Source organism: Akkermansia sp. JRP_AM1 (genome assembly GCF_049262625.1).
Classification (GTDB): Bacteria; Verrucomicrobiota; Verrucomicrobiia; order Verrucomicrobiales; family Akkermansiaceae; genus Akkermansia; species Akkermansia massiliensis.
In genome coordinates this window covers 2,954,904-2,974,018 of record NZ_CP118234.1, presented here as the reverse complement: position 1 = coordinate 2,974,018, position 19,115 = coordinate 2,954,904, and the positions used below count along the sequence as shown (strand labels likewise).

Annotated in this window: 18 protein-coding genes; 7 read left to right on the top strand and 11 right to left on the bottom strand. The window is 57.1% G+C overall.

The features are described from left to right. Positions 1-241 precede the first annotated feature (241 nt). The 3 genes from PVA48_RS14335 to PVA48_RS14325 form a co-directional block, all read right to left on the bottom strand. Entirely contained in the window at positions 242-901 is a 660-nt protein-coding gene (locus PVA48_RS14335) for a GDSL-type esterase/lipase family protein (protein ID WP_249853088.1), read from the bottom strand. Between the two features lie 483 nt (positions 902-1,384). After that, the gene (locus tag PVA48_RS14330; RefSeq protein WP_423231939.1) at positions 1,385-2,017 is read right to left on the bottom strand and encodes an AAA family ATPase; all 633 of its coding nucleotides are present in this window, start codon (positions 2,015-2,017) and stop codon (positions 1,385-1,387) included. Then, entirely contained in the window at positions 2,014-2,805 is a 792-nt protein-coding gene (locus PVA48_RS14325; protein ID WP_423231938.1) for a YczE/YyaS/YitT family protein, read from the bottom strand. Before PVA48_RS14325 ends, PVA48_RS14330 begins: the two co-directional genes overlap by 4 nt. A gap of 244 nt (positions 2,806-3,049) precedes the next feature. Here PVA48_RS14325 and PVA48_RS14320 point away from each other — a divergent pair, with 244 nt between their 5' ends. The 4 genes from PVA48_RS14320 (at position 3,050) to PVA48_RS14305 (ending at position 5,556) form a co-directional block, all read left to right on the top strand. After that, positions 3,050-3,553 carry an aminoacyl-tRNA deacylase gene (locus PVA48_RS14320; protein ID WP_102728833.1) on the top strand — a complete coding sequence of 168 codons (504 nt, stop codon included), beginning with the start codon at positions 3,050-3,052 and terminating at the stop codon, positions 3,551-3,553. Between the two features lie 96 nt (positions 3,554-3,649). Further along, positions 3,650-4,366, top strand: coding sequence for a glutamine amidotransferase (locus tag PVA48_RS14315; protein ID WP_102728847.1), 717 nt, complete (start codon positions 3,650-3,652; stop codon positions 4,364-4,366). Continuing rightward, positions 4,363-4,854: a pyridoxamine 5'-phosphate oxidase family protein gene (locus tag PVA48_RS14310; protein ID WP_180975238.1), complete on the top strand. Its 492-nt coding sequence runs from the start codon at positions 4,363-4,365 to the stop codon at positions 4,852-4,854. Before PVA48_RS14315 ends, PVA48_RS14310 begins: the two co-directional genes overlap by 4 nt. 123 nt (positions 4,855-4,977) lie before the next feature. Further along, the gene (locus tag PVA48_RS14305; protein WP_423231937.1) at positions 4,978-5,556 is read left to right on the top strand and encodes a TIGR02206 family membrane protein; all 579 of its coding nucleotides are present in this window, start codon (positions 4,978-4,980) and stop codon (positions 5,554-5,556) included. Positions 5,557-5,603: 47 nt separating this feature from the next. On the opposite strand, the gene PVA48_RS14300 is transcribed toward PVA48_RS14305, so the two are convergent. Continuing rightward, positions 5,604-6,740 (bottom strand): NADH:flavin oxidoreductase, encoded by a 1,137-nt coding sequence (locus PVA48_RS14300; protein ID WP_022398252.1) that lies wholly within the window; start codon positions 6,738-6,740, stop codon positions 5,604-5,606. Positions 6,741-6,824: 84 nt separating this feature from the next. Next, complete coding sequence (locus PVA48_RS14295) at positions 6,825-7,475, bottom strand: anthranilate synthase component II (RefSeq protein ID WP_022398253.1); 651 nt, start codon at positions 7,473-7,475, stop codon at positions 6,825-6,827. Between the two features lie 30 nt (positions 7,476-7,505). Here PVA48_RS14295 and PVA48_RS14290 point away from each other — a divergent pair, with 30 nt between their 5' ends. Genes PVA48_RS14290 through PVA48_RS14280 form a run of 3 tightly spaced genes read left to right on the top strand, consistent with a single transcriptional unit; the run spans position 7,506 to position 9,116 of the window. Beyond that, positions 7,506-7,802: a hypothetical protein gene (locus PVA48_RS14290; RefSeq protein ID WP_423231936.1), complete on the top strand. Its 297-nt coding sequence runs from the start codon at positions 7,506-7,508 to the stop codon at positions 7,800-7,802. An 8-nt stretch (positions 7,803-7,810) separates the two neighbouring features. Further along, complete coding sequence (locus PVA48_RS14285) at positions 7,811-8,521, top strand: aminodeoxychorismate synthase component I (protein ID WP_423231935.1); 711 nt, start codon at positions 7,811-7,813, stop codon at positions 8,519-8,521. After that, a complete protein-coding gene (locus tag PVA48_RS14280) occupies positions 8,502-9,116 on the top strand; it encodes an aminotransferase class IV (RefSeq protein ID WP_180975236.1) in 615 nt (204 codons plus the stop codon). Before PVA48_RS14285 ends, PVA48_RS14280 begins: the two co-directional genes overlap by 20 nt. Before the next feature lie 36 nt (positions 9,117-9,152). Here PVA48_RS14280 and PVA48_RS14275 read toward each other — a convergent pair whose 3' ends face one another. From PVA48_RS14275 to PVA48_RS14250, 6 genes are all read right to left on the bottom strand, one after another. Next, positions 9,153-10,964, bottom strand: a complete 1,812-nt coding sequence (locus tag PVA48_RS14275; RefSeq protein ID WP_423231934.1) for a GmrSD restriction endonuclease domain-containing protein — start codon at positions 10,962-10,964, stop codon at positions 9,153-9,155. 337 nt (positions 10,965-11,301) lie between these two features. After that, positions 11,302-12,483, bottom strand: a complete 1,182-nt coding sequence (locus tag PVA48_RS14270) for an AGE family epimerase/isomerase (RefSeq protein WP_022398257.1) — start codon at positions 12,481-12,483, stop codon at positions 11,302-11,304. A 15-nt stretch (positions 12,484-12,498) separates the two neighbouring features. Further along, positions 12,499-13,416 carry a dihydrodipicolinate synthase family protein gene (locus tag PVA48_RS14265; protein WP_022398258.1) on the bottom strand — a complete coding sequence of 306 codons (918 nt, stop codon included), beginning with the start codon at positions 13,414-13,416 and terminating at the stop codon, positions 12,499-12,501. 154 nt (positions 13,417-13,570) lie between these two features. Beyond that, positions 13,571-15,013: a glycosyl hydrolase family 18 protein gene (locus tag PVA48_RS14260; RefSeq protein WP_102722277.1), complete on the bottom strand. Its 1,443-nt coding sequence runs from the start codon at positions 15,011-15,013 to the stop codon at positions 13,571-13,573. A 23-nt stretch (positions 15,014-15,036) separates the two neighbouring features. Further along, a complete protein-coding gene (locus PVA48_RS14255; protein ID WP_102728828.1) occupies positions 15,037-18,414 on the bottom strand; it encodes a beta strand repeat-containing protein in 3,378 nt (1,125 codons plus the stop codon). Between the two features lie 84 nt (positions 18,415-18,498). Beyond that, positions 18,499-19,113, bottom strand: a complete 615-nt coding sequence (locus PVA48_RS14250) for a PEP-CTERM sorting domain-containing protein (protein ID WP_146019589.1) — start codon at positions 19,111-19,113, stop codon at positions 18,499-18,501. Positions 19,114-19,115 lie beyond the last annotated feature (2 nt).

The following is a 19,115-nucleotide window of genomic DNA, read 5'->3' as shown; positions in this document are numbered from 1 at the left end:
TTCAAGAGATTTTTCCAGAATTCTTTAGTTGCAGGCAATGGCTATTGAGAAATGCGCGGAACCCTGAACTTCCTGAAAATGCCTGTTCTTTGTTATGGTCAAGGGAGACGTTTTGTCATCCCTGGGCTGTCAATGGTTCCGTGTCCATGAAGGTTTTTCCGGACGGCAGAGGATAAATTTTCTTTGTTCCACGGGCAGACAAACGCTTTATGGCAAACAAGCTGCATCACTGGCTCATGCCTCATTCCGGAAGGGAGAACGGGAAAATGCTCCGTGATTCCTGTTTGGAATGCTTTTTCATCAGCCGTGCCAGGGTTGGCTGAATGGCTTCCGCCATGAGGCGCTGCCCTTCCGTGTTGGGGTGCAGGGGGCCGGCTTTTTTCCCGTTGATGACGACGACTGACGGGTCACAGAATAATTCCTCCCGCACCTTGCCGTTTCCATCCAGAAAGACGTCGCGAATGTCCAGAAATGTAACAAACGGATTTTTGGCATAGAGGCGTGCCAGCCTGTCATTGACGGCCATATCCCTTTTGAATTTTTTATCCGGGTAGGCTGCCGCGGCTACGTGCCAGTTGTAAATGTCGCTGGGCAGAATGCCGACCAGGAGAATGGAGGCATGGGGGAGTTTGGAATGGACTTTGTTCACCACGCGGCAGATGCCGTTGAAAGTTTCTTCCTCCGTATTGCCGCGTCCCGTGTCATTGGTGCCGATCATGATCTGGACCACTTTGGGGGAGACATGGTCCAGGATTCCCTTGCCCCCGATTCTTGCCAGGACGTCATCCGTCGTATTGCCGTTGAAGCCTGCATTGAAGGCATTGTAGGGAGCATAGTATTTTTTCCAGATGGGCAGAAAGTCCTGGCAGGGAAGGTTGTCCTTACGGTAGTTGTCCGTGATGGAGTCTCCGATGAAGACGTATTCCGGCTTGATGTTCCGGTGGCGTTCCTTAACGGCTTCATGGCGCGTTTCCCAGGTGTAAGCATGGTCCCGGTGCTAGGCTTCCGGTTTCAGGGTGGGCGGCAGGGACTCCGCTGCTTCCGATACAGCCGGAATCAGGAGAAACAACAAACAGAGAAGGAGTTTTTTCATGGAAACGGAGCTTTCAACTTGTTTTGTGTAAACAAGAGCGTCCCGGTTTGCGCCTTTCTATCTTCTTTTTCCATTCCGCGCCGTTAACGGTAAAAAACGGTATCATGCTCCATGGCCGTGAATTGCTCAAGTTATCCTGTTTTCCCCGGAGGAAGACCGCCCGGAGAGTGGAAAACTGTTGGAAAAGGAGCGGCGGAAACTGTCTTTCTGCCTTACGCTTGCCGGAAGGCCCGGGAAATATATGGCAGGAGAGGGCATGCCCAAGGCTTCACATCCCTGTTGCAGGTCTTGTCAGGCCAGGGAGATTTCTCCCTGGATGTCCTCGGCCTCCGGTTCCGGGAGCGCGGGTTCCCGGACGGGGGCCGTTTCCGAGGCGGGGGATTGCTCCGTTCTGGTGTTGATGGCTTCCAGAATCAGTTCCACCGTGCGTTCCAGGCCGTAGTCGGACGTGTTGACGCACAAGTCGTAGAGGCGGGCGTTGCCCAGCTCCTGCCCGGTATAGTGCAGGCAGTGGGTACGGCGGCGGGAATCCATGAGGTCCATGGCTTTGGCTGCTCCGCCAGGCTTCACCCCGTAGTTTTCAGTGACGCGCTGCATGCGCGTGGCCCGGTCCGCATGAAGGAATACGCTGAACAGGTTGGGCCTCCCTTTCAGGATGAAATTGGCGCAGCGCCCCACAATGACGCAGGCCTGCCGGGCCGTGATGTCCCGGATAACTTTGCTCTGGGCCAGGAAGGTGGCGTCTTCCGGTGGCAGTTCCTCCGCCGTGTAAGCGTAGTTCTGCGCATAGAGTTCATGCAGGAAGCGGCTGGAAAGCTGCTGTTCGTGCTTGCGGATGTAGTCCGGAGTAAGGCCGCTTTGGGAGGCGGTCAGGTAGACCAGTTCCGAGTCGTAGAATTGAAGGCCCAGCCGCTCCGCAATCATTTTGCCGATGGCATGGCCGCCGGAGCCGTATTCCCGGTCAATGGAGATGACCGGGGGGCGTCCGGCGCGTAAGCGGCTGTTTGCGCCAGCGGAAGGACTTCTCCTGCGGCTCCGGGGCGTGCCAGCCGTTCCAGCAGCCTGTCCGGCCAGAAGACGTGCCTGTTGAAAAAACGGACAATCATGCCCACCAGAACGGCGGCCACCATGGTTCCTTCCCGTATGCCCGTCAATCCGGGCAGGAACATGAAGGAGCAGGCTAGGCCGATGCAGACGAGCGTGCAGTCCACACTGGTTTTAACGGCTCCGAATTCCCATTTGAAGAGTTTGACGAAGGCCAGGCTCATGCCTTCCGCCGCTAGCAGAACGGCATCCGCCTTGACTTGCAGAAAGACGCCGAATCCAATGACGGCGCAGCTGAACAGGCAGAGGATTACGGACCAGAGGTATCCGGACGGTTCCAGGGGAGCCATCAGCCACATGGAGAAGTCCGTCAAGGCGCCGAAGATAAAGACGACGGGAATCTGGAGCAGATGCGCCGGACGGAATTGCCTTTTCAGCAGGGCCGCCTGCACGGCGACAAAGCTCAGATGCATCAGGATGGTGACGGTTCCCATCGTCAGCGGGAGCGCCAGGCTGAGCACATACGGCGTGCAGGAGATGGGGGAGACGCCCAGGTTAGCCTTGGCGGACAGGGCGATGCCCAGGGACATGATGAAGAGCGCCACGATCAGGACGAAGCAGCGCAGGATGTGTTCTCCAATGCTTCTCCGGACGTGATGATCTGCCATGATACCGGATGTTAGCTTTTCTGTCAGCGTCAAGTCAAGGGTTCAGGGAGAATGAGGCGGTTTTTTCCTTTTCCCCCTCCTCCGTTGTTTGCCGTTCCTGAGGTTGCCCGCCATAAGCAGGTGGGTATAGCCTGATGAACGGCCTCATGGCTGCGCCGTACTTTCCAGCAGGGAAGGAAAGAGAACCGGTCTTGTAAAAGGGAGCCGTTTTATCTATGCTGCAGGGGGATTCCGGTTCAAGCTTATGTCCAAAAAGAAGGAGAAGGAGGCGAAGACGAACGCCATGCGCCTGCTGGATATGCTGCATGTCCCTTACAGGCATTATTCCTATGGGTGCCGCGAGTTTGTGGACGCGTGGCATACGGCGCAGGCTCTGGGGCTGCCGGCGGAAAAGATGTACAAGACGCTGGTGACGGAGGGCGCGCCGCGGCAGTATTACGTGTTCGTGATTCCCATCGGCGCGGAGCTTTCCTTGAAGAAGGCGGCGCGTGCCGTGGGAGCCAAGGCTCTTTCCATGCTTCCTGTGAAGGATATTACCACCGTAACGGGGTACGTGCGCGGAGGCTGCACCGCTCTGGGAATGAAGAGGAAGTATCCCGCCGTGATTGATTCCAGCGCGGAGGCTCTGCCGGAGATGGTGGTGAGCGGCGGACGCCTGGGATGCCAGATTGAATTGAGCCCTGTGGATTTATGCCGTGCGGCGGAGGGCTCTTTTGCTGATGTGGCGGAGATTCCCTCCTCGTTGTGATTTCCATTGTCCCGGAAATGCGGACGGAACGCGGTAAAAAGCTTTTCCCGGAGGATTTTTTTCTATATTCCTGTTGCGGTCCATTCCTCCGTTGCCATGAGTAGCCGTTCCCACTCCCGTACCTGCCTGGCCCTTTGCCATGTGGCTTTTGAAGATCTTGGCACGCTGGAGCCCCTTTTCAGGAGCAGGGGTTTTCAAATCCGGTACGTCCAGGCAGGCGCTCCGTATCCTTCCGTTCAGGAGTGGCTGGGGGCTGATTGTTGCGTAGTGCTGGGCGGTCCCGTGGGGGTGGGGGATGTGGAACGGTATCCCTATCTGAAGACGGAGCTGGATTTGGTCCGCATGCGTCTGGAGCGTCAACTGCCTTTGCTGGGCGTCTGCCTTGGCGCTCAAATGATGGCCCATGCCCTCGGCGCCCGGGTTTATCCCGGTACGGCCAGGGAAATAGGGTGGGGGCGCATATCCCTGACGGAGGCCGGGCGCCTGTCTCCTCTCCGCCATTTGGAGGGAACACCCGTTCTGCATTGGCATGGGGATACGTTTGACGTGCCTTCCGGAGCGCGTCTGCTGGCGTCTACGGAGATTACCCCGCATCAGGCCTTTTGCGCAGGGAAGCATGCGCTGGCTCTCCAGTTTCATGTGGAGGCGGACGTTTCCCGGATGGAGGAGTGGCTGACCGGGCATGCCTGTGAATTGATGGCCGCCGGGACGGATATTTGCGGGCTCCGGGCGGCTTCCGTACGTAACGGAACCCTGCTGGCCGGGCGCGCCGCGCTTTGCATGAATGAATGGATGGAGGCTGCCGGCTTATGAGAAGAAAAGACAGGGAAGTAATCCGTCACGCGGATTTGCTGGATATGGTCGCCCGGTTCAAGGTGTGCCGCCTGGGATTGTGGGACGGCAGGGAGGTGTACGTAGTGCCCCTCAATTTCGGTTATGAAGAACGGGATGGTTCCCTGAATCTGTTTTTCCACTGCGCCCGGGAAGGGAGGAAGCTGGATATCCTGCAAACCCGCCCGGAGGTCTCTTTTGAGATGGACGGGGACCATGTGCTGATGGAGGGGGATACCCCGTGCCGGTACAGTTATGCCTACGGCTGCGTCATGGGCCGGGGCGTCGTCGAGTTCCTGCGGGAAGATGAGGAAAAAATCCATGCCTTGAGCCGCATCATGCTGCACCAGACGGGGCGAGAGGCGGCTTTTACCCCCGGCATGGTCTGTGCCGTATATGTTCTGCGTCTCAGGGTGGAATCCATCAGCGGCAAGCTTCATGCGTGTCCGGAACCTCCTCCTGCCTGTTGACGGATTTTGTATGTCTGGAGAAATCGCACCCCTGTTTATCCGCTGGAGCCTGCCGCACTGGGCGGCCTTGGGCGTCGTGGCTCTGGCCGCGGGGGGCTCCTGTGGGGCTGCCGGAGGCTCAGGATGGAAAAACGCGTGCTGATCGGGAAGGCGCTGGGCGCCGTCTTCCTGCTGACTTTCCTGATTGAAACGTTCGGGCGCATTGTTAGGGAACACTGGGAGCCCTGGCAGGACAGGCTTCCGCTGCACTTTTGCAGCCTGATGACGCTGGTGTGCTTTATCGCCCTGTGGTTTCGCAAGCCCTGGGCGTGCGCCGTGGCGTATTTCGGCGTGCTGACGGCGAGCGTCCAGGGGCTGATTACCCCCATGCTTTACGACGGCTTTCCCTCCGCCGCGTTCTTCGCCTTCTTTGTGGGGCACGGGCTTTTATTGATTTCCGCCCTTTATCTTCCCGTCGTCTTGGGATGGCGCGCGCGTCCGTGGGATGACGTGAAAACGCTGGGCTTGTGCGACGCCTACCTGCTTCTGATTATTCCGGTGAACGTGTGGCTCGGAACGAATTACGGTTTTACCCGGTATGCTCCGGCCGGGACCGTGCTGGAATATTTCGGCCCCGCTCCGTGGTATCTGCTGACGCTTCAGCTTCCGGCCCTGGCCATTCTGCGGCTGCTGTACCTGACTGTCCGCATCAGGGAAAAGTAGGCAGGGCGTGGGCACAGCGTTTCCCATATCCGGAGCCCCATCGGTTCCTATTTCAGCGTTTTCAGGTCTTCCTTCGTGAACAGGTGGATGTCCTTTTCACGGGCATGGCGTATCTTTTCCGCCCATTCCGCATCCGCCAGCAGGGCGCGCCCTACGGCAATGAGGTCGAACTCCCCGGCTTTCAGCCGTTCCACCAGTGGTTCCACACTGGCGGCCTCCGCTTCCGGGCCGCCGTCAAAGGCATTCGTAAAATCCCCCTTGAGTCCCACGGAACCGACGGAGATGGAGGGCTTTCCAGTAAGCTTCTTGGTCCAGCCGGCCAGGTTGAGGCGGGAACCTTCAAACTCCGGTTCCCAGAACCGGCGCGTGGAACAGTCAAAAATGTCCACGCCCGCTTCCGTCAGGGGTGTCAGAAAATCTTCCAGTTCCACGGGGGTGTGCGCCAGCTTGGCATCGTAATGGCCGGTTTTCCATTGGGAGAAGCGGAAGATGATGGGGAACTGGCTGCCGACCGCCTTGCGTACGGCATGGACAATGCTGCTGGCAAAACGGGTGCGGCCCACCAGGTCTCCGCCGTATTCGTCCGTGCGCCTGTTGGTCTCCTTCCAGAAAAACTGGTCGATCAGGTAGCCGTGCGCTCCATGCAGTTCCACACCGTCAAAGCCCAGCCGTTTGGCATCCGCCGCGGCGCGCGCGAAAGCGTCGATGACTTCTTCAATCTTGGCGATGCTCATGGGCTCCGCCGTTTGTTCCAGCGTGTTCACGTCAATTCCGGATGGTCCGATGGGAGGCAGTTCCGGATTGGGCAGGTTCTCTCCCTTGAAGGGCCGGGCCATGCCCACGTGCCAAAGCTGGGGGGCTATTTTGCAATCCGTGGTATGAACGGCTTCCAACACCTTTTTCCATCCCCGCAGGGAGGCCCCGCCGAAGAAATTGGGGTAATTGGAGGAAGGGGAGGCGCTGGGTTCGTCAATAAAGGTGCCCTCCGTGATGATGAGCCCTACTTCATGTTTTGCCCGGCTCTTGTAATAGGCGGCCACCTGGTCCGTAGGAACCCCGCTGGGAGAAAATCCCCGGGTCATGGCCGGGAGAACGATGCGGGTGGGAGTGTCGAGCTTGCGTGAATGAAAAGGCTGGAACAGAATTTCCATGTCCCTGATCTTGAGTTCGTCCTGTGCGTTCATGAGAATAAAAGGCGTTATATCTGAAGCGGCCCGGATATGGGCCGGGATGATACAGGTATGAGACACTTTCCGGCCTCCTCCCGTTCATCCCTGATGCTGGCTGTGGATCATTGATTCGTTTGAGGCAGGACTCCCCTCAACCGCATTTGCCGGAAGAGACAGGAAATTCCGGAGCAGGGACTTCCCGTCCGGCGTCAGGATGGATTCCGGATGAAACTGGATGCCGTAAAGGGGGCGGGACCTGTGGCGAATGGCCTGGATGTTTCCCCCGGAATCCCTTGCGGTGACGACCAGTTCCTCCGGCCAGGGAGTGGCGGCAAGACGCCAGGAATGGTACAGGCCTGCGGGGAATTCCTCCGGCAGCCCCTCCAGAAGGGGGCAGCTCTCCGTCCGGCGTATGGGTTCACGGACCCCGTGAAGCGGCTGGGAGAGATGTTCCAGCCGGGCCCCGAAGCGTATGCCCAGGATCTGGTGCCCCAGGCATACGCCCAGCACCGGAGTGCAGGGGGGCAGGCGGTCCAGAAGGCGGAAGGTTGCCTGGTGGCATTCGTCCTCCACCGTTCCGGGCCCGGGGGACAGGATGAGTTTTTCTGCCGCCTGAACCGCCTGTTCCAGTTCCGGCGAAAGGTTGGAGACCACGCGCGGAACGGCCATTCCCGTCACTCTGACGAGTTCCGCGAGATTCCAGGTAAAGGAATCCCGGTGGTCGATGATCCAGACGTTCGGTTGACTCATGGCGCGCACATGATAGAATAATTCCCGCCAATGTACACACGGGAAGAAACCATCCTCCGCATGAATGCCCTGGGCCGTGCGGAACGTCCGTTCTTCTTTGTGATCTCCCATGATCTGGAGCACAACCTCCTGTTTGAGCTTCCGGAAACGGGGCACGAACGTATGGCGGCTTTTTCCCTGCCGCTGGGAGGCATGGGGGAGCAGGGCAACTGGCCGCCGCTTCCGGAACGGCTGCGGTTCATCCCTTCCCCCTGTTCCATGGCCCGGTATGCGGCGTCCTTCGCCTCCGTCCGGAACCATCTGATGAGGGGGACTCCTACCTGCTGAATTTATGCGTGGCGACCCCCGTGGAAACCAACCTGACGCTGCGCCATCTGTTCCGGTTCGCACGGGCTCCCTACCGGATGCTGCTGGGGCCGGACGCCCGTGTTCCCGGCGTGCATGGCCGCAGCTGCGTCTGCTTCTCTCCGGAACCGTTTGTCACGGTACGCGGGCGGTCCATTTCCACGTTTCCGATGAAGGGAACGGCTCCTGCCGCCACGCCGGAAGCCCGCGACTGGCTGGAGACGGATGAAAAGGAAAACCGGGAATCCGCCACCATTGTGGACCTGATGCGCAATGATCTCTCCATGGTGGCGGCAGATGTGCAAGTCAGGCGCTACCGCTACATCAGCCCGGTAAAAACGCGCGGAAGAACCATCCTGCAATGCAGTTCCGAGATTTCAGGCCGCCTGCCGGAAGACTGGCGTTCCCGCCTGGGGGAAATCCTGCTGAAGCTGCTGCCCGCCGGGAGTGTGACCGGAGCGCCCAAGGAGGCCACCTGCCGGGCCATTGCGGAGGCGGAGGACATGGAGCGGGGGTTTTACACCGGGATTTTCGGTTTCTTCAACGGGCGGGATTTGGATTCCGCCGTCGCCATCCGCTTCATGGAAGAGGATGAAAAGGGAATGGTGTACAAAAGCGGAGGCGGCATCACCGTCATGAGCCGCATGGAAGATGAATACCGGGAAGCTATTGCCAAAGTTTATGTGCCGTTTGATTTTTGAAACCGTCAAATGGGAGGATGGCGCTCCCTGCCTGCTCCCCTGGCATCAGCGGAGGGTGGAAGCCGCCATGAACCTTCACGGAGCGGAAGGCTCCGCCGTTCCCGATCTGGCCTCCGTGCTGGCGGCCTGTCCGGGGCCGGAAGGCCGCGGCATTTACAAATGCCATATCACGTATGATACGCAGGGAAAGGCGTGCCGTCCCGTCTTTGAACCTTACCGTCCCCGGCTGGTGAAAAGGTTGGCATGCGTGGAAATTCCACGGCTGGATTACTTCTGCAAGTGGGAGGACCGGACGGAGCTTCAGGCGGCAGGGCTGGGGTTGGGAGAGGATGAAGAAGTGCTGATCCTCCGGCACGGGCAGGTGACGGATACGCGGTACAGCAACGTCGTGTTCGGGGACGGCTCCTCCTGGGTGACTCCGGAAACTTTTCTGCTTCCCGGCACCAAGCGCGCATTCCTGCTGGCATGCGGAGCCATTGAAGAGCTTTCCATCAAAGCGGAGGATATAAAAAAATTCCGCTTCTGTTCCCTGATTAACGCCATGCTGGACCCCGGCGACGTGGTGGTGCGGACGGAGGATATCGTCTATCCTTAACCGGTTTTATAAATTTATATATTACAGGAGCATGATTTACAATTCCTGATAATACCGTTGCATCAGCTTCGCCATCAGTTTGCGGCGTTCTTGAAGGAATGATTCGTAATCACTTATATCCATGCTGACAATATTTTGAGGGATACTGTTTTCCTCCAGATTGCGGTAAAGCATTTCTTCGTCGGAAATATTTCCGAGTGTAATGGCTTTAGTCCCGCATTGCTCTTGTACTTTGGCAAAATAGACAGAGGGAGGATTGTCTCCAATGGCTTTATTTACCTGCGTATCAAGATAGATATAATTGGCTACCTGATTATATTTTGTCTTATTATCAATGCCGTTCTTTTTCAGATAATTGCGCGGAAAAATATGGTGCACGTCTCCTGAAATGGTAATGAGATCGGAGACTTTAGTCCCTTTCATCAGCAGGGAATTGCAGTTCAGGTTAATTTGAGCAGCAAGGAAGGTATTGAAGGCGGGACTGTTTACAGAAGACGTTTCCAGGTTCTGAGGCAGCGTAACCGTCCAAAATGTTTCCGATAGGGCAGAGGCCTCCACTTCTGTTTTGAAATTCAGGAAGCCTTTTTCTTCGATATTGCGCATATCACGGTCCATCTGCGTCTCCGGAGATCCGATGTATCTTGAAGTTAGGGTGGAGAGGACGAACCATTTTTGAACATGCCGTTTGATTTGTTCGTTTGGAATGGTTGGATCACTCCGCAGCATCAGATACAAAGTGTAAGCAAAATCCAACGTCATTTGTGAATTCAACTGTTTGCTGGAGACAAAGCCCGCACCCTTAAGGGCCATTACAAATTGTGTAAAATTGTGCTGGTTGATAAATTGTACAATGCCGGCATCCAGTTTCCGGTAGGATTCCGCTACGATATCATCCCGGTATTCCTTGGTTTCGAAATCCCTCCCGGACAATAAGCTGACCAAATCAGCAAGTTTTCCTCTGCGGAACTGGTGCATGAATGATACCCGTAGCATATCGCCGTAATCGGGATCGTAAATGTCATCATAATCATGAGCCAGCCACTTGATTTTATCCGCATACTTGGAATTCTGGAATTCCTCATCACGTACCAATAAGGAGTAAAAATCAGGTTTCACGGCCAGATGGCAGAAATAGTCCACTGTTTTACGCATCATACTGCCTTCATGTTCCATGTCCGCGGCCATCTTGGACATGACAAAGTCTGATTGGCTGAGAGACGTTCCTTTGGAATTGATACGAATGAAAATTTCAGTTACTTCATCAATATCCAATGTAGCATCCAGCTCAATCACGCCAATTTGCCTGTTGGCGATTCCTTTTAGAGAGGCAATGGATTTATTGATTATGTTGGGTTTGATTCCTTCATTGATGGTACAATATTCAACGGAGAACTCGAACGCATCGAAATCGGCATCAAATACGATGGAAATATCCGGTATCCATCGTTTGTCTTTTAAATGAGAAGCGTCTTGAACCGCAAAACGCTTGCTCGGATCATCAGCAAGAGGATTGAAGGCGATTTTGACGCGGTCTTTATTAAAATCTTCATCCAGGACTTCTTTGCCGGCGATAGCGGCCATCAGGGCGGTTACACGTTGCTGTCCGTCGATAAGTACTTTTTTTCCGTTGGCTTTTCCTCCATCCTTGGTTTTCACGTCAGGATTCTTCCAAGTAATGATATAGCCCGTAGGGTAGCCGTTATATAAGGAATCAATTAAATCCCGTACTTGGCTTCGTTTCCAGACAAAGGGGCGCTGAATTTCTGGTATAACGAAATCTTCCGCTTCTATCAGCCCCAAGACGGCGCTGACGGAATATTGCATCAACGTGAATTTTTCACCGGTCATGATATTTCTCTTTTATTGCTTCATCCACTATTGAGCTTATTTAGCATGAGGAGTGCTTTTCATGGATATTAGAAGTTGGGTTCACGCTTGAAATATATGATTTCATGAAAAAAGATGTGCAGATCTTTTCCCAGCATGTTAGCGGCATCATAAAACACCGCAGAAGGAGGAGCAATTGTTTTTGATCCTCTGAAAATAAAAACAGACTGGATTTTTTTGGAATGCCTTTTCAGCAGAGATTTCCTATTATCTTCATTTTAAAGATAGATAAAAAGTAAAAGCCGTTTGTCATATTTGGCAAACGGCTTTTAGTAAGAGTAATATGTTTTGTTTTTCCTTAAATGGCGCCGCAGTAGTGGGCGCAGAACCACATGGCGCGGGGATGGTGGAAGAAGGACTTCCAGAGGCTGCCCTTGAGGGTGTTTGCCCTGGAGCCGTCCTTGTTCAGGTAGCCGAACCAGTCGCCGTGCTGCACGTCCTGGAAGTGGGAGAAGGCCCAGTTGTGCACCATGTCGTGGCAGATGGCGTAGCGTTCCTCTCCAGTGAGCTTGTAGGCGAGCGTCATGGCAATGAGCGCCTCGTCGTGCGGCCACCAGAATTTCATGTTGTGCCAGTATTCCTGGACGGGCTTGCCGTACACGTCCGTAAAGTAGAGCAGGCCGCCGTTTTCCTTGTCCCACCCGCGCGCGAAAGCCCAGTCGATCATGTCGCAGCCCACCTTGATGAGTTCCGGATCATTGCCGCGGAAGCGGGCTTCCTCCAGCACGAACCAGCCCCCCTCAATGGTATGGCCGGGATTGAGCGTGCGTTCGTCAAAGTGGTCGATGATGGCGCCGTCAGGGCTCACCACTTCCATCACGGCCTTGAGCTCCGGCTTCATGAACAGGGTGCGGAGGTCGTTGATGCAGCGGTCAATCCATCCGGTGTAGAAGCCGTCCTCGTCACCCAGGTACTTGCGCAGTTCCTGGGCGGTCGCCAGCGTAATCATGCGTGTTCCCAGTCCCGTCGTGGGACGGTTCCCGGTGAATTTGGGAACCATCTTGCCGGGGGTGAAGCAGATGTCCGTAAAGACGTCGAACCAGTGGCGCGCGGCTTTTGCGGATTCTTCATTTCCTGCAGCTTTCGCATGGGCGGCAAAGGCGATGGCGGCAAAGGATTCGCTGTACGCATAGCGGCGCTTGCGGATGGGGGTGCCGTCCGCCTCCACATGGAAGTACATGCGGCCGTCGGCAGGGTCCACGCATTTCGCCGTCAGGAAGTTCAGGGCGCTTTCCGCCCATTTGAGCCAGTCCGGGTTTTTCTCAATGCTGTTGTACATGGTCAGCAGCATCCAGGCCATGCGGCCCTGGGCCCACACGGATTTGTCCGTGTCCACCAGGGTGCCGTCCGCGTCAAAGCAGTGGTAGAGGCCCCCGTTCTTTTCGTCGTAAGCGCGCGGGAACCAGAACGGCAGAACGTCTTCCAGAAGCTGGCGGCGGTAGAATGCGCCCAGGGTGGTCAGGTCAAGTGTTGCAGCCATAAGAGGGAAAGCGGTTTAGTTCATGGACCACTGGAAGAAGCCGATGGCTTCCAGCTCGGAGCGGAGTTCCTTGAGCTGTTCCGCGGTGGGGTTGCCCTGCGGCAGGCGGGCGGGACCCAGGTCAACGCCCAGCCAGCCCATCAGGGCCTTGGCGCAGCCCATGTAGCCCTTGGAGGCCAGGATGTTGATCATCTGCACGGATTTCCACTGGCAGTCGCGCGCCGTTTCCACGTCGCCTTCTGCAAAGGATTTCATGAGTTTCTGGTACAGGGCCGGGGCAAAGTTGAAGGAGCTTCCCACAGCGCCCTTGGCGCCTACGGAGAGGGCTCCCGTGAACCATTCGTCCACGCCCCAGGGGATGTCCACGTTTTCGTCGTAGTTCAACGTGGTCTGGTACAGGGCCAGGTCCGGATTGGTGAATTTGATGCCCGCAAAGTTCGGGATCTGTTCCTTGGCCAGCTTGATGAAGTCTACCGGATTGAAACGCACGCCCGTCAGCACGGGAATGTCGTAGTAGTAATAGGGCAGGTCGGGAGCGCCGGAAGCGGCGAAGGCGCAGCATTCCACCAGACGCTGGACAGTGCCTGGCTTGTAGTAGGAGGGGGCAAGGGAGCTGGTCGCCACGAATCCGCATTCCTGGGCAAAGGCGGCCAGTTCGCGGGCGTCCCAGACGCTGTTGGAACCGGTATGGGCGATGACGTCCACGCCGTACTTGGCGGAAGCTTCCTTCCAGGCGGAGTAGATTTCCTTTCGTTCTTCAAGCTGCATGGAGGAGGATTCACCAGTGCTTCCGGTAATGAAAGCCAGCTTGATGCCCTGGGAGGCAAGCAGCCTGGCCTGGGCGTCAACGCTGGAAGGATTCAGGGAACCGTCCGCCTTGAACGGAGTGTGTACGGCGGCCACCAGGCCGTGGAGTTTCAATGACGTGTTCATATTGTGTAGTGATATGAAAATAATTCGGGGAAATGATTACAAATCATCTTGGGAAAGACAACCCCTGAATCCTTTTGAATCAAAAAAGACCACATAAAAAAACGCGCGTTCTCCAAAAAAGAATGCGCGCCGGAGCAAGAGATGCTTCAAAACATTAGCGGACAGCCTGTTGCTTGATGATGGAATACATGGCTTTTGCCAGGGATTTCGCGTGCGTCAGCAGCAAATCTCCATCATAACACCAGATCATCACGCCGCCCAGCTTCTGGGTTTTTACGTACTGGCATTTTTTCTTAATCGTGGTGATGCCGTTAAAGTAGTGCTGCTGGCCGTCGATGGCGCAGAGGTCCGTGCCGGGGGCGATGTTGGGGTAGAGCTGGACGACGTTGGAATAGCCTTTCTGGGCGTCCCAGTTGCGGTTGGAGCGCGTCTCGTTGGTGTAGAACGGCAGGCCGACGACGATTTTGCAGTCCGGAATGTTTTTCCTGCGGATGGTTTGGATGTCGATGAGCATGTCCGGATAGGTGGAGTGCTGTCCGGCGCGGTCATAGCTCATGACGTTGACGAAGTCCAGCAGGTCCATCATTTCACTGGTGGGCGCCAGGTAGTACGGATTGATCGCCGCGCTCAGGGACATGCCGCTGGCTCCCATGGCGGAGCGCACTTCTCCCAGCAGCAGGCAGAAGTTGTACCACTCCGTGCCGTTGTCCGGGTATTCCCAGTCAATGTCTATTCCGTCAAATCCCTTTTCCCTGGCGAAGGAAACGAGCTGGTACGCGAACTGCCGCCTTTTTTCCGCATTTCCCGTGAAAGCCGTCAACCCTCCGTCACAGTGGGCCACGCCCAGAATGATTTTGCTGCCCGCCGTTCCGCGAAGGTTTTTAAGCTTGTCCAGGCCATTCAGGAACTGGGCGTTGTTCTGCCCCGTCAGGTTTCCTTCCGTGTCACATCCCACGTTGAAGTAAATGAGGTCCGTGAATGATTTGAAGTGCTGGGCGGTCAGGTGGTTGGGGTTCCACTGCATCAGGTTGGTGTTGCGGTAGTAGGGCACCACGCGGAATTGGTAGGGATACACCTCCGCGCAGCCTTCCGGGGAAGGATTGGCGACCGCTACATTGGAGTCCTCCAGCAGGGCCACGCCCGTGCAGGAGGCGTCCACCTTGTTCAACCCTCGCGCGCGGGGGTTGAGGTCCACGCACAGCCAGAAGTAGTTGTCTCCTGCGGAGAGCGCGTGGCTTCCCTCGAATTGGAAGGTTTTGGCCCCCTTGGAGATGGTGTTGAGGACGGGGATGGCCCTCCGGTTGGCCTGCTCCGCGTTCGGGGAGAAGTAGGGAGTGGCGCCGGAGTAGAAAATCCGGGCCTTCGCGATGTCGGAGACGGAGGTGGTTCCGGCCATGGAGAAGGTCATTCCCTTCAGGATCTGGCTGGTTTCCGTAACGGTCACCTTGATCTTCATGATGGCCTGGCTGTCCGCGCCCGCATAAAGGATGGAGTGCGTTTGTTCACAGGCTGCTGTGGCGGAAGCCGCGTACAGGGGGGCAGCGCCGGACAGGCCCAGGGCCAGGGCGCACATGCAGGTTTTAAAGGTACTGTTCATGTTTTATTAAGAGATGGCGGTTGTTAGATAGTGCGCTTCCTGACGGCGAGCAGGCCGCCTGCCGCCAGGAGAAGCAGAAGGGAGGTAGCGGGTTCCGGGACTACCAGGCCATTGGAAATCCAGTCCAGATGGAGGGCGTTTCCTTCGTCCCAGCGCAGTTCCCAGCGCCCCAGTTCCAGAGAGGGGTCATAGCCTTCCAGCCCCAGATTCCCCACCGTGATGGTAGCGGAGTCGGAGAGGGAGGAGAGGATTTCAGAGAAAGTCCCGTCCATGTTCGTGACGCCGGATGCATCCATGACCAGGTAGGACTGGTCCCTCTGCCAGATGGAGGAGGTGTAGTCCACTTGGTCGTCGCCCAGGGCCAGCGTCCCTCCCAGCGTCAGGGTGTCCGCATGCAGTTCCAGGCTGATCATGGAGCCGCGGGAGAGGTCAATCGTGATTCCGTTGGAAATATCAATGGCATTGGCAGTGATGGAGAAGCTGCCTTCGCCCGTTCCGAGGATGGAGACGTTGTTTCCCAGCGTCAGCGTGTCTGCATTCAGGCTGCCGGTTCCCATGACGGACAGCTCCGTTCCGTCCTCCAGCCTCACGTCCGCCGCATTCAGGGCGGCCTGTTCGCCAATGTGGAGGCTTCCTCCGCTTACGGTGAAGGAGGTTCGCGCTTCTTCCGTGCTCCAGTCTGCGGAATGGTAGCCGTAGGTTGCCCCGCTGCTGACGGAAAAGGTGCCTCCGTACACGGTCGTATTGGCCCGGATGCCGGACTGGCTGTTTGCGCCGGACATGGCGACCGTGCCTCCGGCCCCGGCGGCGTCATTGACGCTGATGTCCACGACGGATTCGTCCTGGGAGCTGAGGCCGTCTTCAAAGAGGATCCGGCGGTTGTTCGCCGCATTGAAGGAAGCCATGGCGCCGTCGTTGAAATGGATAGCGTTGTAAACGCTTCCGTCCTGGACTGTGTTTCCGCGGAAGATGATGTCCGCCTGGTCCGCCGTCAGGGAAATGGAGCCTCCTCCCTGCAGGTTGATGGCGCCTCCGGCGTTTTCCGCACTGTTGTTTTCAAACAGCACCGTCCCGGTGTTGCCGGAAATGGCAACGTTGTAGGCGTCCAGGGCTCCCCCTTCATAAGCTGTGTTGCCGGAGAAGGAGGCGGCGCCGGAATCGGAGATGGTGATGTCCCCGTAGGCTCCGATGGCGCCCCCGTAGGTGGATGCGTGGTTGTCGGAGAAGGTCAGGGCCCCCACTCCGGAGAAGGTGACGTTTCCATCCGAATAGATGGCGCCCCCGCCGCCGTCCCGGGCCTCGTTGCCCGTCATGCTGAAGGAGGCGGCGGTATTGGCCGTTACGTCCCCGCCGGACCAGATGGCGCCTCCCGCGCCCGCCTCCGCCAGGTTGCCGGAGAAGGCCACGTGGCCCACGCTGGACCATTCCACGGTTTCATAATCGTTATTGATGGCGCCGCCGTTTTCTCCGGCCGTATTTCCGGTGAAGGAGATGTTTTCCGCGATGTCGGAGAAGGTGAGGCTGCCCGTGGTGCCTCCCGTATGGATGGCGCCCCCGTGGGTCATGGCGGAGTTGCCGGAGAAGCTGATGGCGCCCGTGCTGGTGAAGGAGGCTCCTCCGGAGGCGTAAATGGCTCCGCCGGAAGCGCCGGAATCCGCGCTCACGCTGTTGTTGCTGAACGTAAGGGCTCCGGTGTTGCTGAAGGCGACCGTATCATTGGCGGCAATGGCCCCCGCGCCGTAAAGGGCCTCTGTATTGGACATGTCGGCGGCATTATTGGAGAAGGTCAGGCTGCCGATGTCCTGGAAGGTGACGTTTTCCGAGAGAATGACGGCCCACTTGGCTCCGTAGTTGTCAATGTTGATTCCGTGGCCGCCCGTGAAGGTGATGCTCTGGAGGGTGTTGTTATACCCGCGGCCGCCTGTCCAGCAGTTGACGTTTGCTCCCAGGGCTCCCAGATTCTGGTCCGCCGTGAGCGTAAAAACGGTATCCGTATCCGTCAGCACGCTTCCCGCCCAGGCCTTGGAGCCCAGTTCCAGGGCGGCGCGGGTCATGATGTTGAGCGTGCCCTTGTTGTTTTCCGTGTTCAGGAGGATGCCGCCTTCATGCCAGTTGACCATGCTGGCATAGGAGCTGCCGCCCATGTCCAGAGTGGCTCCGTCCTGGACGTCAATGACATTGGCAAGAGTGTGGCCGTTCATGGAGAACAGGGCTCCGGAAGCGATGCTTACATTGCCCAGATTGCTGCCGGCGCCGAAGGCGTTGTCCACCTCCAGCGTCAGCTTGCCCGCATCCACGCGGACCGTGCGGCCGGAGGAAATCGTATTGGCCCTCTGGATGACCAGCTCTCCGGCGCCGGATTTAATGAGGCTCAGGCCGGAGAAGTTGGCGGTGGTGGGGTCTCCGTATTCGCCGGACGTGTTTTTATTGGCAAAGACCTGGTTGAAGTAGAGTACGGAATTTTCTCCGATGGCGAGCGCCAGCGCACTGCCGGCTCCGGTTTCGCAGACAATGGCATCCTGGTTCTGCGCATTGGAGGAAGTCCATGTAAGGGTCTGGTTGGCTCCCAGTTCAATGGTGGCCGTCGTGCCCCAGCCGGCGATGTAAATGCCGCGGCTGGCCGTGCCTCCGGATTCATAGCCCTGGGAAATGACGATGCGGCTGGAGGTTCCGGAAGCGAATTTAAGGGCGTAAAAATTGTTGTGCAGCTTGCCCAGGGAGGCGGAGTCATACCCGAACTGGTTCAGTTTGAGCGTTCCTCCGTTCAGCGTAATGGTGGGGGACTGGAAATTGGCTGTATAAACGCCGTTATGAAACAAGCGGCCATTGCTGGCATCCAGCACGGCTCCGGAGGCAATGTTGATTTTTCCGTTAATCCGGTTGTTGTCACTGGCGGTGATGTTTCTTTCCCCGGTGAAAACCAGGGTGCCCGCGTTGATGTTCCAGACGCCGCTGGCCGTATGCGCTCCATCCAGGGTAACCGTTCCGGCGCCTGTCTTGGCGAGCGTGGCGGAGCCGGTGAGGCTGGTATCCCGGACTTCATAGGAGTCTTCCGCATTGGGGGCGTCCAGAATCAGCCCGGTATTGGAAAGAGTGGCGGAACCTCCGTTGTTCCCGGCAGCCGCGCCCGTCAGGGTAAGGGAACCTCCGTTCAGCGTGATGGCCGCACCGTTGTAAAGCATTCCGGACGCAGAGATTCCGCTTCCTACTGTGATGGAGGAATCCGTCTGGAATTGGGCCGTATTTCCATTGCTCCAGTCGGCGGAGGAATCATCCAGCCGCCACGCTCCGGAATCCGTCCAGGAGCCGTTTCCTCCATTCCAGAGGTAGTCCGCCGCATGGGCCGGGATGCAGGAGAGACAGCCGGCGAACACGCCGAAGAACAGTGCGGTAATTTTCATGTAGGTTCTAACAGATAGAGTGATAGTGAATAAAAAAGGGAAAACAAGAACGAACTTGTTTTCCCTTAAAAAAAATCAGGGGACTTAACCCCGGCGGCGGCGCATGCACGATAGGGAAACCAGCCCCAGCAGGCTCAGTGTGGCCGTGGCGGGTTCCGGAACGGGAAGGGCGGGGTTGGCCGCCAGCGCGGCTATTTCCCCGTCATTCAGGACACCGGCATATAATTGGAGGTCATCCATGGTCGTATTGGCGGTGGACGCCAGCTTGAGTGACTGCACGTCTCCGGTGAAATTGACTCCGGAGGCCGTGATTTTCTTCTGCCCGTCCAGATAAATGTTCAATTCCCCGTTCTGGAAGGTGATGATGATGTTGGAAAAGGAATCCCTGGAAATCGTCAGGTTGGCCCAGTTGCCCACGTTTCCGCCGCAATAGGCCGCCCATGCCCCGGCGGTGGAGGCGTCGCCGGAATCCTTCTGGAGGTACATGTTCTGGCTGTTGCCGGATGTGAAGGTCAGAATGCTTTTCCATATAGCCGAGGACGATGTATTGCCGGGGGAGTAGTCCTTGACGGCAATGGAAAGGCTGAAACCTTCCGTAGCATTCAGCCCCAGTCCCGTACTGGAGGAGCCCAGCGTCAATTGTCCGCCGTTCGTGCGGCTGTCATAGCCCCGGCCTTCATAGCCATCGGTATAATTCATCC

Excerpts from the sequence above, each read along its gene's own strand:
- PVA48_RS14330 (WP_423231939.1), bottom strand. The coding sequence starts at position 2,017 with ATGATTGCGGAGCGGCTGGGCCTTCAATTCTACGACTCGGAACTGGTC.
- PVA48_RS14325 (WP_423231938.1), bottom strand. The coding sequence starts at position 2,805 with ATGGCAGATCATCACGTCCGGAGAAGCATTGGAGAACACATCCTGCGC.
- PVA48_RS14320 (WP_102728833.1), top strand. The coding sequence starts at position 3,050 with ATGTCCAAAAAGAAGGAGAAGGAGGCGAAGACGAACGCCATGCGCCTG.
- PVA48_RS14315 (WP_102728847.1), top strand. The coding sequence starts at position 3,650 with ATGAGTAGCCGTTCCCACTCCCGTACCTGCCTGGCCCTTTGCCATGTG.
- PVA48_RS14310 (WP_180975238.1), top strand. The coding sequence starts at position 4,363 with ATGAGAAGAAAAGACAGGGAAGTAATCCGTCACGCGGATTTGCTGGAT.
- PVA48_RS14305 (WP_423231937.1), top strand. The coding sequence starts at position 4,978 with ATGGAAAAACGCGTGCTGATCGGGAAGGCGCTGGGCGCCGTCTTCCTG.
- PVA48_RS14300 (WP_022398252.1), bottom strand. The coding sequence starts at position 6,740 with ATGAACGCACAGGACGAACTCAAGATCAGGGACATGGAAATTCTGTTC.
- PVA48_RS14295 (WP_022398253.1), bottom strand. The coding sequence starts at position 7,475 with ATGAGTCAACCGAACGTCTGGATCATCGACCACCGGGATTCCTTTACC.
- PVA48_RS14290 (WP_423231936.1), top strand. The coding sequence starts at position 7,506 with ATGTACACACGGGAAGAAACCATCCTCCGCATGAATGCCCTGGGCCGT.
- PVA48_RS14280 (WP_180975236.1), top strand. The coding sequence starts at position 8,502 with ATGTGCCGTTTGATTTTTGAAACCGTCAAATGGGAGGATGGCGCTCCC.
- PVA48_RS14275 (WP_423231934.1), bottom strand. The coding sequence starts at position 10,964 with ATGACCGGTGAAAAATTCACGTTGATGCAATATTCCGTCAGCGCCGTC.
- PVA48_RS14270 (WP_022398257.1), bottom strand. The coding sequence starts at position 12,483 with ATGGCTGCAACACTTGACCTGACCACCCTGGGCGCATTCTACCGCCGC.
- PVA48_RS14265 (WP_022398258.1), bottom strand. The coding sequence starts at position 13,416 with ATGAACACGTCATTGAAACTCCACGGCCTGGTGGCCGCCGTACACACT.
- PVA48_RS14260 (WP_102722277.1), bottom strand. The coding sequence starts at position 15,013 with ATGAACAGTACCTTTAAAACCTGCATGTGCGCCCTGGCCCTGGGCCTG.
- PVA48_RS14255 (WP_102728828.1), bottom strand. The coding sequence starts at position 18,414 with ATGAAAATTACCGCACTGTTCTTCGGCGTGTTCGCCGGCTGTCTCTCC.
- PVA48_RS14250 (WP_146019589.1), bottom strand. The coding sequence starts at position 19,113 with ATGAATTATACCGATGGCTATGAAGGCCGGGGCTATGACAGCCGCACG.